A 13985-nucleotide genomic window follows, 5' to 3' on the forward strand; every position below is an offset into this window, starting at 1 on the left:
AATATTTATATAGAGTTATAAAAGAAAAAAAACTCATAGAACGAAAGAAAAATAAAGCAAAAAACATTAATACCAACCTTAATGTAACGAGCGATACGAACGGGTTACACCTTTACTCATAGGCCTTACCGAGAACAGAACGATAAAAATTAAAACATATAATAGCTCTCTTAATAAATCGAGTTAATTTTATATTTATGAATTTTTCCAGGTTAAATAATCTTGTGTTTTAATAGATTTAAATACAAAAACTTGTTTATTCCCCAATGCAAATAATCTCTTTTAAGGTTCGGTGATAGATGTGACCATTAGCAAAACTTAAGGTGTTTACGGTCCATGTTTTTCCTTTTTCACCTAAATCATTGACCGAGACTAAAGCACGCTCATCAAAACGTTCTGCATTTGCATCGATAACATAAACCATTCCTATGGCATTTGTAAAATAGATGTAATTATTAATCATAACCGGAGATCCTAAAAACGAACGTTGAAAGCCATCGCCCAAAACGCGAGCATCATTACTATGCAATTGTCCTTTGGCATTAAAACCATCATTAGTTTGTGGTGTTTTCCAAATAAAACTACCGTCAGCATTTTTTTCATGAGGTAATTCTAGATGTTCATTTTTACCAGTTACCATATTATGGCGCGCAATAAATGGCTTATGCATAACCATATAAAAGGTATAATTGTTTACAGCCATATTGCAATGGAATTCGTTTTCAGAATTTTTAAGAACAACACCTTCATTTAAATGATAGGTTTTATCCATTTCATCATAAATATATTGATCGACAATATTTAAAGGCTTTTGGCTCATTAGCTCACCAGTATTTGAGTTTACCGTTAAATTTTCTTCACATTTATAAATCCACGATATTTTTTCGGTATCCCAATGTTGGGTATTTAAAGCACCATAACCCGATAGTTTGTTAGGCGCTTCAGGTTCCCAATGCCAAAGAGATTCACCAGCATTGTTTTGCTCTAAGCTTATTAAACTCAAACCAACAGGACGTTCTGGAACTCCATGCGGACCGCCACGACCTATTAAAATTGCAGGTTTTCCTTCGGAAGTTTCTCCAATCACGGGCGTATTATAATGCGTAATAGCTGCTTGAGTGGTCCATTCGTGATTTCCGGTATTCTTGTTAAAAGCGTGTAGATAATTCCATTCTTTTATTCGTGTAGAATCACTTTCAAGTGGTGGTTCAACATTCAAAATAATATCTTCAAACAACACCGAATCGAACTGTTTATTAAACGGCCTCCCCACGGTAGGCATCCAAGTACGTTCCCAAACCAAATCACCTTTTAATGAAAAACAAGCCATACCACCACTGGCATTAATAGCCCAAACAAACTCACCGTCAGTCATAGGGCACGGCGTTGTGGCATCACTAAAGGCATAATTATAATCGCTAGGTAATAATCCTTTTACAGTACGCATCCATAGGGTTTCTCCTGTATTGGCATCCATACAATAAAGAACAATATCTGTCCCTACAGGTCTGGTTTTTAATGCTTTTTCAGCTTGTTGAAATTGATTATAACTCTTTAAAACCCTATCAGATTTTGAATTCACATAATCAATTAGTTTTTTATTGGCTTCAGAAAACATACGGCCTGCCCCACTCTTATTTAGCAATCGGTTATAATTAGTCTTCTTTTTTTCAGAAGATAATTTTTGATAATTTTCATTAGAAAGCAAAAAGACTTCGAAAAGATTATGCGCTGTATTTTTCCGGTTGAAAACCGTTTCAAAAGCAGACACTCCTTCTTTTCTTAAAAAGCTTAATTCTTCAGTATAAATAGTATCGTAATTAGATTTAGCTTCATCATAATTACTTTGTAACTCAGAAAAAGCGGGCGTATCTAAAGGCGGATTAATAGTAAAAAACAACTTATCGTCCCAAACAGCAATACCGCTTTGTCCGCCAGCAGGAAGTGATTTTTTCCATTTAATATTTTCGTTATTTCGAACCGACCATTGTACTGGAACCTGTAAATCTGTTTTAATTTTATAACTTCCATCCGGTCCACCAGACATAGGCCATTGATTGTCGCTATTGGCAATTTTTACAACACTTCCAGTTTCTTGTTTACAAGACGCTAAAAATACAAGCGTTGCTAATAGTAAAGACTTTAGAAAAAAAATATTGTTTTTTAAGTTCAAATTCATACTAAGAATTACTTACCATTGTTTTTATGCTACTATAACCGTAATAACCAACAAAGGCTAATGATAATGCAGGTAGAATAAACGATAAATTAACCTCAGGTATATAGCCTAAAAAATTAATATCAGCCAAACCATCGCCACCTAAATCTAAAATAGCGGCCTGCACAATAGGCATAAGCGCTCCACCAACAATGGCCATAACCAATCCGGCTGAGCCAATTTTAGCTTCATCGCCCATATCTTTTAAAGCAATACCATAAATAGTTGGAAACATAATAGACATAAAAATGGAAATAGCTACTAACGAAATTAACCCAGCCATTCCAGGTAACACAATAGCTCCTACACTTGCTAAAGTTCCACCCAATCCAAATAACATGAGTACTTTTGGTGGGTTTACTTTTTTCATTAATGCTGTACCAATCCATCTACCTGATAAGAATAAAATCATGGCAGCCACATTATAATTTGTTGCAGTAATGTCACTCCCTGTGGCTTCATTTAGATTATCAACATAATGAAAAATATAGGTCCAGCACATAATTTGAGAACCAACACATGCCGCTTGAGCCAAAACACCTTTTAAATACGTTTTATTGGCTTTTAATTTTTTTAATGAATCCGATAGACTCATTTTATCTTCTACAGCTGTTTTTGGAATTTTTGTAAACACAATAATCGCCATAATGATTAACACTAAAACACCTAAACTTAAATACGGAATACTAATAACACTTAAATCGTTTTCACGAATAGCAGCCAATTCTGTTGATGCTAAAGCATTGTAAGCTTCCGCTGAATAATCATCAGAACGCAACGCCTGTAATACAAAAACCTGTGCGATAATCATTCCCGTAAGCGACCCCACCGGATTAAAAGCTTGCGCTAAATTTAAGCGCTGTGTCGCTGTTCTTTTATCACCTAAAGCAAGAATTAATGGGTTTGCGGTGGTTTCCAAAAAAGCCAATCCGCAGGTAATTACCCATAATGAAATTAAAAAATAATTATATTCCTCATATTTAGCCGCTGGATAAAACAAAAATGCGCCAATAGCATAAAGCGATAAACCTAAAAGAATTCCCGATTTATAACTAAAACGTCTAATGAATAAAGCCGCAGGAAACGCCATAAAAAAGTACCCAAAATAAAATGCAAATTGCACTAAGGAAGCTTGAATATTAGATAACTCGGGCATTACTTTTTTGAAAGCAGATACCATTGGGTTGGTTAAATCGTTAGCAATTCCCCATAAAGCAAACAAAGAGGTTATAATGATAAAAGGAAATAATAATTCTTTACTTACAACCGGAATGCGCTCTTTTTTATTCATCTATTTAATTTAGTTTGTTATTAAAATTTAGTGTGGTATTTTTTAAAGAATTGAAGGTAATGGCCCTGTACTATCCGAAAAACTCTCGGTACGTACATCTACTTTGTTTAGCATGCTTACAAACAAATTAGACAGTCGTACTTCTTTTTCATTGAATTTAGTATAAGCGCCATGCTCAACACCAAGATTAGCACCTCCAGCCAAAATAAGCGGACAGTTTCTAGCATTGTGTGTAGAACTACAAGCACTTCCGTAAAGAATAAGCGAGTTGTCTAATAAAGAACCATGTGCATCTTCTGTAGTTTTCATTTTATTAATAAAATAAGCAAAATGCTTAGCGTACCATTGATCCAAGCGTCCCCAATCTTCCCAATGTCCAGTTGTTTTATCGTGAGAAATACTATGATGTCCTTTTAAACCTAAAGCTATTTTAGGGAAATTATCACCAAAGCCCATACCATCTTCTCGCGCCATCATATACGTCATAACACGTGTTGAATCGGTTTGAAATCCAAGTACCATTAAATCCATCATGGAGCGTACATAATCATCTGGAGCCGAAACGGGATCTACATCTAAATTAATTAAGCTCGCATCAAAATCGTCCATGGGCACATCTAGCCATTTTTCATTTCGTTTTACCTGTTGCTCAACTTGATTAAGGGATGTTAAATATTCATCTAACTTCGCCTTATCATTAGCACCCAAACGTTTTTCTAGGTTTTTACTATCTTCTAAAACTAAATCGACAATCTTCTTACCTTGGTTTAAACTTTTACGCCTTTCTGTAGTTGAAGCACCACCACTTGGAGAAAAATAACGCTCAAAAATTTCACGTTGTCTATGCTCTGACGGTAACGGTTTTCCTGAAGAATTAAAAGACAATGTTGACGTTCTAGATTTATACCCAACACCGCCATCTGTAGATAATGCTAAAGAAGGAAAACGTGTGTATTTACTAAGTTTTCCCGCAGCATATTGATCTACAGAAATACTGTTTTTATATTCCCCACGTAAATCACCACCTGTTAACCAAGAATCGCCTGCCATATGCCCTAAAACATTACGACTGTATGGATGACTTAAACCGCCCATTATAGATATATCATCACGATAAGCCGCTAAAGGCGATAAGGTTTTGGTTAACTTATAATCGCGTCCTTCATTTAAAGGAAACCAGCTCCAGTGTTTGTGCTCCGCACTTTCTTTTGGAGGAATTCCAACACCATTTGGAAAGTATAGAAAACCTAAACGTTTTGGTATTTCTGGCTCTATAAATTTTGAAAAACTACTCATAGCCATACCCTCAAAATACGGAAGCATACAAGCTACTCCCAATCCTTTAATAAACGTACGACGATCTAAATGCCAAGGTTTTTTGCTCATGATCCAAATATTTTGTTAAACCAACTTTGTTCTTTTTTATAGAATGACGGACTTAAAACCACTTGTTCTATAACCGTTTTAAAACGATAATCATCTTCTACAACTTCTTCTACTATTCTATCTATTTCTTTTTGATCGGCGAAACTCACATCGCGCCCTAAAGCGTAAGCATAAATATTTTCTACTAATGCACGTGTGAAATCGTCTTGCTTCATTCTTAAAATATAATCTTTAATACCCTGTACACCTTCAATTTCAGTCCCATCAGGTAATTTAGATTTTACATCAATTGGCTTTCCTTTGGCTATGGTTTGATATCTTCCAACGGCATCATAATTTTCAAAAACAACTCCAAAGGGATCAATTTTATGATGACAATCTAAACAAGACGTTTTATTTCTATGTAAAAACAACTGTTCTTTTAAAGTCATTTTTTCAAAGCCAGGCGTATCGGTTGCCAACTCGGGTACATTTGGTGGTGGCGGTGGTGGTGAATCGCCCAATATTTTTTCTTTCAACCAAACCGCTCTTTTAATAGGATGCGCTTGCACCCCATCGGAATGCCCATTTAAAAATGAACCTTGAGACAGTAAACCACCTCGATGCTCTTCTTTTGGTAAAGTTACCGGTCTAAACTCATTTCCTTTTACACCATCAATACCATAAAATTCTGCTAAGTTTTGATTCAGCATAGCGAAATCTGAATCAATAAAATTCATAATACTTAAGTCGTTTTTTAATATATGCTGAATAAACTCATAGGTTTCTTTAAACATATCTTCTTTCACAAAACGTGTATAATCTCTATACATACCCACATCGGTATCCATACTTTTATGACGATCTAAACGCAGCCACTCATAAGAAAACGAATGAATCATTCTTGTAATTCTTTCATCGTCTACCATACGCTCAATTTGCTCTGGTAACTCATCATATAAATCACCTGTAGATGCCAAATTATTCAGTTTTTCATCTGGTGGTGAATTCCATAAGAAATACGACAATTGCGAGGCTAAATAAAATTCATCTGTAGATTTTTTAGATTTATCGTCTTCAGGAATCTCAGGTTCAAACAAATATATAAAATTAGGGGAGCAAAGCACAGCAACCATAACTTCCTTAACACCATCCTCGTAACGATCAAAATCATCTTTAACACTACGCCAAAAATCCATATATCTATTTAGCTCGCCATCATTAAGCGGACGTCTAAAAGCGCGTTCCATAAAACTAGTTAGCACCTCTTCTGTATACAATTCTGCGTTTGCTTTATTTGGTGAATCGAAAAATAAATGTGTATGGCTATTTGGTGGCCAAACTGGGTTGTAAGGCGCTTCAAACTCTACAGATTTCACTAATAATGGAGGACCATTAAAACTACCATCTTTAACCAAATGATTATTCCAAAGACCAACGGTGAGTATATTTGCTAAATCGCCACTTACTTGTGCACTACCTAGCGGAATTGGTAAATTCTCTAGCCTGCCTTTAAACTCAAACATTTGATACTCGCCCATTGAAGCGGTAACTTCAACCGACTCACCAAAGGTTTTATAATCCATACCATCATCGGTTCTTGCACCTGCAAAAACCTGAATAGACGGATTAACATCGGCATACTTTAAATTATTTCTTTCAGCTTCTTCAGCTAGTATTTTTGGTAATGGATCGTCTTCCGGTATAGGTGTAAGTACTATATCGCTAAAACCTACAAAAAACTTACCGCCAATATAGGCTTTGTGTTCCCCTTCAGATAAATATGCCAAAGTTACCGGCGTAATAATTTCATCTGTATCTACAAGACTTTTATCCATGTATAAACGCTCACCAACACGCCCCTCTTTATTATTGCCTAAAAGACTTAATTGATAGGATGGCATAGCATCTTCTGATACATACGGATGTATTAAATCTACCTGATAAATACCTGATTTCGGCACATGATACTTAAACTGAGTTTTTACATTGGTAGCCACATTTTCCGCAATTAACCAACGGTTATCTTTCAAAACAAATCCTTTTGCTTTTTTTATATCCTTAGCAGAAATACGCACTGCTTTTGAAGTTTTTCTAGCTGGCTCAACTTTTCTTAAATCAATTAAACGTTCTACAGATTCCGAAAGATATCCTTTGGAAGCTTCTACACGGAAAACAAAATCGCCCGTTCTTGGAAAATCTTCTTTTACTAATAATTTTAAATTTGGCGAAGGCCCTTGCCAAGATTTTGGTGTAACTTCTCTTGCTGGTAAAGCTGAATTTAGCAACATGCCTTCTGCAACAACACTATAACGGTTACTGGCTGAACCACGCATACCAATACCTATTTTATTTTTTAAGCGTTTTATGGTGTCTTTTTGTTTAGTTGAAGTATTTTCTATTGGATTTCCTTCATTATTTAAAATATCTACTCGTAAATCCTTATTACTTATAGCAGCTGTTTGGTAACCACCATATTCAGCGCCTGTTTTGCCGTCTCCAATATTTTTTCCTAAGGTTACTTTGTAACGTTTAGCTTCTGGTTTTTCTCCAAAAACAATGGCCTTATCTAATGCTTCACGAGCAATTTTTTGATAATAATCGATATGCAGTGCCGATGTTTGAAGAATGCTTCCGTTATTACTATACCCCATTTCAGACTTTCCATCATCTGGTAACACATCACCAAAATTAACGTTTACACCAAGTAATTCATTAAGTGTATTGGTGTATTGCTTTTTGGTTAACCTACGCATAACACCTTTATTAGCGTTGTTTTTTGCAATGGCCGCTTTCTCTAAATTCTCCGTCATCCAATCTACAACAGCACGGCGCTCTTCATCTTTTAATTGTGGCTCATCTTCTGGAGGCATTTCACCAGAATTTATCATATCTAAGGCAGCGTGCCAACCTTCGGCATCGTGACCATTTATCATATCCCAATGCAAAACATCTAAGCGTACATCACCTTTTTGCTTATCAGCTCCATGACATTCATAACAATACGTTTCTATAATAGGTTGCACTTTGGTTTTAAAATCTACAGCTTCTTGTGAAGTCGAATCACTTTCTGTATTAAGCGCAATGTAGTCGCCTTCGCTTCCATCGACACCTAATACGGCTTTTAAACCAGATGGCATGTGTTTGGTTAAATACGTCGATCCGTGCGTTAAAGAACCTCCATAATGCCCTGTTAAAGACAATAGAACAACATTTATAAATAAAAATATTTTATAAGATTTGGATACTTTATTTTCCTCTTTATTAACAGATTTTTGTCTTACAACAAGCAGCCATACAGCTATAAGCGCCGTAAACCAGCCTAACCATTTATGAAAACCTAGTACGTCTTCATTATAATGACCTGAAGAAGCTAAAAGAAAACCTAAAATTAGGGTTGGAATTATACTAAAAACCGAAAACCAAAGTAAAAGTTTACATGCTGAATCTAGATTTAATTCTGGACGGAAACTGTTAATAATTTCCATGAAAAATAGTACAATTAAAGCGCCTATTGGAAGATGAAGAATTATAGGGTGAAATCTACCCAAAAAGAATACAAATGTATTTTCTACTTCACCGTCTAGCGGAATCAAGAAGAGTCCGAAAAGGACTATTGTGAAAACAATTGCAATTAACAACGTGCGTTTCATAAAAGTTATAGTTGGTTGGTTTTATAAAAAACAATTTTACCCATAATATAAACACTAATCTTCCAAAATCTCAACCAATCATGATACTATTTTTGCAAATCAACACAAAAACTGTTCTTAAATTAAAAAATCAGTAAAAAAACGAGCTTAAAAATAAAGATAACTTGCTTTTGAACTGATTTTATTAATGATATCTATTTTCAAGTCACGACTTATATAGCAGATGGTTTTAGTATTATTTCTCATACTAATACTAACTTTATTCTCTTGCTTTTAAATCGAAATTAGGCACGGGATATTCATAAACTTCTGTATACGGTTTACCTTTTTTAACACCGTAATAATTTGAATTATTTTTTACATTAAAAATTTATTTCGCTAAAAAAGAAGCCAATTATTGTAAAAAACAGACACTAATTTAATTCAGTAAATTCATCTAAATTTAAAGATGAGTGGTATTGTAAATCTAAAATTTAAAACAAATTAATAAACGATATTATTACCCCTAGATTAGAAACTATCACCCATTTACAAGACATGGTGAAACAAAAAAGCCCCAAACATAAGTTCAGGGCTTTTTAATTTTATATAAATGTATATACCTTCCGCATTAAACTACAAAAAGTACTATACCAATAATAGCTAATACCGTTCCTACAAAATAGAAACCATATCTGGTTAATTTATCTTTCTGAAAAATATAATTTCCTTTATCTTCATTTTTCTCTTTTACAAATTTAAAATCTTCTTCTCCTTGTTTCATATCTTTTATATTTTATGTTGAATTAATATCTAGACATGTATTACTTCTTCATACTAAAACATGTCTCTTTGAGTAGTTCTTCAAATGTATTTATTAAAGCCTTAACCGATTAACGGAATACTGTAAATTTTTAACGCAATGCATTAATTGAGTAATTCGAACAACTTTATACCTACACAGAATTCAATTGGGTTAACAATAAACGTTTTTGAATTAATACAAAGCAGGAAATAGCGGCACCTTTGAAAAAAACAAATTATGGAAAATATATTAGTAGCTGGTGCCAATGGTACCACCGGAAAAAAAATAGTAAACTTATTAAATGCATCTCAATATTTTAAACCTGTCGCTATGGTTCGTAAAGCCGAACAAGAAGAACAGTTTAAAAAAGACGGTATAGAAACCGTTTTAGGAGATTTAGAACAAGACATCTCGCATACTGTAAAAGGTATAGATAAAGTAATATTTGCAGCGGGTTCTGGAGGAAAAAACGTTATTGATGTAGATCAAGAAGGTGCAAAAAAATTAGTAGATGCTTCAAAAAAAGCCAATGTTAAGAAATTTGTTATGCTAAGTTCTATGGGAGCAGAAACCCCAGAAAAAGCAAGCGACTTAAAAAACTATTTAATGGCTAAACATAATGCTGATGAATATTTAAAACTAAGTGATTTAACCTACGCTATTGTTAGACCAGGAAGTTTAACCAATAATGAGGCTACAGACCATATTGAATTAGAAAAAAGCTTAAATAAAAATGGTTCTATTAGCAGAGCCGATGTTGCGCAAACTTTGGTGAGATCACTTCATGATGATGCCGCAGTTAACCAAACTTTTGAAATTATAGAAGGTAATACTCTTATCGGGAAAGCTTTAGATACGCTGTCTTAATTAAAAAATTTATACTTCAAGACTATTAGGTGTGTCTTTTTATTTTAAGAATAAAAAAGGCACACCTTTTTTAATAAAAAGCATGCACTCATTTTTAATCAATCCGCTTTTTAAACTTCATTAAAACTGCGCTGTATTATGGAAGAATTACAAACAACACACCAATTTAGCCTTAAAGAACTTCCTTCTTTAATAAAAGAAACATACACCTCTTGGATGGCCGACGATCCGTTTAGGCTTAGCGCCATTGTGGCCTACTATACTGTATTGGCTCTACCCGCTTTATTGGTGATTATAATAAATGTAATTGGTGCCATTTGGGGTGTAGAGATTGTACAAGGACAAGTGACCGATGAAATTTCGGCCGCATTAGGTAAAGACGCCGCAAGTGCTATAGAGAATATTATTAGTGAAACTCAAAATTCAGAAAGTAATTTCTTGTCTACCGTTATCGGTATTGGTACACTACTTTTTGGTGCAACTGGTGTGTTCTATCAGCTAAAAATATCGCTTAACGAAATCTGGAAGATCAAAACCAACCCGAATGCTAAAATTTGGAAAATTGTTACCGATCGTGCTTTAAGTTTTGCTTTCATATTAGTTATTGGCTTTTTACTTTTAGTGAGTTTTATAGTTACTGCAGCCATTAGCGCATTAAACAGTTATATACGTGACGCCTTGCCAGATGTTCTGCTATATATCGCTTACGTTCTAGATTTTACGTTATCTGTTGGTATTATTTCTGTGCTTTTTGCTTTAATGTTTAAGTACTTACCCGATGCTAAAATTAAATGGCGAACCGTATGGATTGGTGCTATACTTACCGCCATACTCTTTGTAGTGGGTAAATTATTACTGGGCATCTATTTTGGTCAAGCCGATCCAGGTTCCACCTATGGAGCAGCGGGTAGTATTGTTCTAATTCTCTTATGGGTTTCTTACTCCTCACTTATTTTATTTTTTGGAGCCGAATTCACTTACGTTTATGCAAAACGCTATGGCAAAGGCATAGAACCGAAGACGATTGGTATTATAACAGAATAACTCACAGTTCTATACGAGTTAACTTTTTAATCGATACCATTAATTGATTTCATCTTAAATCCTGAATTTTGATGTAATGGAAAACAAACCATTATAATCACCAACACTTATGAAACAAATTAACCCAAACATTATTAGACAAGTTTTTGTATTACTGCTTATAATACTTATGGGCGTACTTATATTTCAGGAAATTCTACCTTATTTAAGTGGTGTTCTTGGTGCAATAACAATTTACGTTATTCTAAAAAAACCTATGAAAAAACTAACCGATAAAGGTTGGTATCCCAATTTAGCGGCTATAGTTTTAATGATACTTTCTTTCTTATGTATTATGGTTCCTATAGCTGGTTTAGGTGTTATGATGGGAAGCAAAATTCAATACGCAGTAGATAACTCTCAGAAAGTAATTAACGCTGGTAAAGGTCAGTTAGAACGGGTAGAATCATATTTCAATATAAATATGGCATCCGATATAGACACAGGAGCAATTACCTCATGGTTATCAGATAAATTACAAAATTTTGCAGGTGGCACATTCAATATGGTAATATCCATAACTTTAATGTACTTCCTTTTGTTTTTTATGCTAACCAATAGAAAAAAATTAAAAGAATCTTTATATGAATATATCCCCATAAAAGATGAAAACCTAAAAACCATAGGCAAGGAAACTAATGCCAATGTAAAAGCAAATGCACTCGGTATTCCTTTGGTAGCCATTGGTCAAGGTATTGTAAGCTTAATTGGCTTTCTAATTTTTGGAGTTTCTGACCCGTTTTTTTGGGCTGCTATTGTTACCGTTGGCTCTATGATTCCATTTGTAGGTAGTGCTTTGGGTACCATTCCGGTGTTTTTACTAGCCTTATCAAACGGTGACACATTGCAGGCTTGGGGAATTTTAATTTACGGTATTGTGGCTATTGGGGCCACAGATAATGTGTTTAGACTATATATTTTAAAAAGGCTCGACGACGTACACCCTTTAATAACCTTAGTGGGCGTTTTGGTTGGGGTACCACTATTCGGTTTTATCGGATTAATCTTCGGGCCTTTATTAGTTAGTCTATTCCTTATTGTACTTCGCATTTACAAAAAACAATACGGAGAAACTCAATAAATAGTAATAGAAACAACTTACACGTTCAATACCATTTAATTTATAAGGATTTTATCCGGAATAATGGATAGCATCAAAAAAGAACGGGAACAAGTCAACCCACACCGTCATTGAGTCGTAATATTGAAGTAGTAAGAATAATGAACCGTTCTGAAGCAATTCAGAATATAAAAACATACAATTATGAAAATAGGAATAATAGGAAGTGGAAAAATTGGAGGAAATTTAGGAAAACATTGGGCACAAGCAGGCCATAACGTGCTATTTAGCTCGAGACACCCAGAAGAATTAGGGAGTCTTGTTAAAGAAGCTGGAGCTAATGCCAAAGCCTTAACTGTAACAGAAACTTTTGAAGCTAAAGCTGATGTATATGTATTAGCCATGCCGTTTAAAGCCATTGATGAAATCGCAGAACATTACGCAGGCGAATATGCAAATAGTATCATTTTAGACGCTACCAACCCATACCCATCTCGAGATGGCGACATGGCACAAAATGTAAGAGATGCTAATTATAATGCTTCAGAATATACAGCCATGAAATTTGGTACGGCAAAAACAGCCAAAGCATTTAATACCATACAAGCCGATCACTTAAAAAATCGTGCTTTTAGAATGCAAGATAAACTCTCTGTTCCTTTTGCAGCGCAAGATGAAAGTAGTAAAAACGTGGTAAAAGAACTTATAGAAGATATTGGTTTCGATGCTGTTTATGTTGGGAACTTAAGTGATTCTAAAATTATGGATCCCGATCAAGAAATTTACGGTATGTCTGTTTCTAAAACAGAACTTTTAGATACCATTCATTCTCAAAAATCATTTTAACATATTAATTTCTTTAGCTATATAAAAGAAATTAATTAAAACTAAAACACATGCAAATTATATATGAATATCACGATGTGTCTGCAAGCAGTAGCTTAGAGGCCATCGCAAAAGACAAACTAGAAAGCTTACAGAAAAAATTCAATTTTGTCCATAGGGCGGATGTATTTTTTAAAGCACAAAATCGCACAGACGATAAAGAACAAATTTGTGACATACGCTTAAGTTTGCCTGGCCCGCGAATTTTTGCATCTACACATGCAGAAACATTCGAAGCCGCTATAGCTGAAACTATTAGAGATTTAGAAATTCAGCTAAACAAGACAAAAGATAAAATGGGAGCTAGATAAACTCTTAATTAAAGATAACTATAGGTGGTTGGAAATGGTCTTGACAAACTTTTGGATGTTGAGGCCTATTTCTTTTAAAGCCATCCCATTTTAATATTAACCCTTAAAACATAATACAATGAAAACTTCAGAAAATATAAATAATACAGATGCAACTTATAATTCTAACATAACAGAAGATGATATTAGTGCCCTAGGAAAAAAAGGCCTGAGAGCAGACTCTGAAGATGATAGATTGTTACTAGACCGCGAAGAATCGATAGATTTTCAAGGGAAAGATTTAGATATCCCAGGAAGAAGTAAAAGTGGTATTAACACCACTCAAATTATTACAGATGAAGAAAACACCCTCTTTGGACAAGGCGGTGAAGACAAAGAGAATTTAGAAGCTCCAGAGCGTGCCAATGTAAGTAGAAGTGAGAAGTAGAAACGCGCCTGAGTCCATAAATAAAAACTAGAAAAAGAAAG

The 13985-nt window shown here is 34.4% G+C and carries 11 protein-coding genes; 6 read left to right on the forward strand and 5 right to left on the reverse strand.

Annotated elements, in window-relative coordinates; all coding sequences use genetic code 11:
* Positions 1-256: 256 nt before the first annotated feature.
* The 5 genes from DFQ06_RS04115 to DFQ06_RS19355 form a co-directional block, all read right to left on the reverse strand.
* Positions 257-2179, reverse strand: coding sequence for a serine/threonine protein kinase related protein (locus DFQ06_RS04115; protein WP_133966171.1), 1923 nt, complete (start codon positions 2177-2179; stop codon positions 257-259).
* Between the two features lies 1 nt (position 2180).
* Positions 2181-3509: an L-fucose:H+ symporter permease gene (gene fucP, locus DFQ06_RS04120; RefSeq protein ID WP_133966173.1), complete on the reverse strand. Its 1329-nt coding sequence runs from the start codon at positions 3507-3509 to the stop codon at positions 2181-2183.
* 42 nt (positions 3510-3551) lie between these two features.
* A complete protein-coding gene (locus tag DFQ06_RS04125) occupies positions 3552-4895 on the reverse strand; it encodes a DUF1552 domain-containing protein (protein WP_133966175.1) in 1344 nt (447 codons plus the stop codon).
* A complete protein-coding gene (locus tag DFQ06_RS04130) occupies positions 4892-8527 on the reverse strand; it encodes a DUF1592 domain-containing protein (protein WP_133966177.1) in 3636 nt (1211 codons plus the stop codon). Before DFQ06_RS04130 ends, DFQ06_RS04125 begins: the two co-directional genes overlap by 4 nt.
* Positions 8528-9137: 610 nt before the next feature.
* Positions 9138-9290 carry a hypothetical protein gene (locus tag DFQ06_RS19355; protein ID WP_159020555.1) on the reverse strand — a complete coding sequence of 51 codons (153 nt, stop codon included), beginning with the start codon at positions 9288-9290 and terminating at the stop codon, positions 9138-9140.
* A 258-nt stretch (positions 9291-9548) separates the two neighbouring features.
* Between DFQ06_RS19355 and DFQ06_RS04135 the strand changes: the two genes are divergently transcribed.
* The 6 genes from DFQ06_RS04135 to DFQ06_RS04160 all read left to right on the forward strand — a co-directional run bounded on the left by DFQ06_RS04135 (position 9549) and on the right by DFQ06_RS04160 (position 13944).
* The gene (locus DFQ06_RS04135) at positions 9549-10178 is read left to right on the forward strand and encodes an SDR family oxidoreductase (protein WP_133966179.1); all 630 of its coding nucleotides are present in this window, start codon (positions 9549-9551) and stop codon (positions 10176-10178) included.
* Between the two features lie 138 nt (positions 10179-10316).
* Complete coding sequence (locus DFQ06_RS04140) at positions 10317-11222, forward strand: YihY/virulence factor BrkB family protein (RefSeq protein ID WP_133966181.1); 906 nt, start codon at positions 10317-10319, stop codon at positions 11220-11222.
* A 109-nt stretch (positions 11223-11331) separates the two neighbouring features.
* Complete coding sequence (locus DFQ06_RS04145) at positions 11332-12342, forward strand: AI-2E family transporter (RefSeq protein WP_133966183.1); 1011 nt, start codon at positions 11332-11334, stop codon at positions 12340-12342.
* Between the two features lie 183 nt (positions 12343-12525).
* Positions 12526-13167 carry an NADPH-dependent F420 reductase gene (locus DFQ06_RS04150; protein WP_042498672.1) on the forward strand — a complete coding sequence of 214 codons (642 nt, stop codon included), beginning with the start codon at positions 12526-12528 and terminating at the stop codon, positions 13165-13167.
* A 50-nt stretch (positions 13168-13217) separates the two neighbouring features.
* Positions 13218-13517 (forward strand): ribosome hibernation-promoting factor, HPF/YfiA family, encoded by a 300-nt coding sequence (hpf, locus tag DFQ06_RS04155; RefSeq protein ID WP_133966185.1) that lies wholly within the window; start codon positions 13218-13220, stop codon positions 13515-13517.
* Between the two features lie 118 nt (positions 13518-13635).
* Positions 13636-13944, forward strand: a complete 309-nt coding sequence (locus DFQ06_RS04160) for a hypothetical protein (protein WP_133966187.1) — start codon at positions 13636-13638, stop codon at positions 13942-13944.
* Positions 13945-13985 lie beyond the last annotated feature (41 nt).

The sequence above is a fragment of the Algibacter lectus genome, from assembly GCF_004368925.1.
Classification (GTDB): domain Bacteria; phylum Bacteroidota; class Bacteroidia; order Flavobacteriales; family Flavobacteriaceae; genus Algibacter; species Algibacter lectus.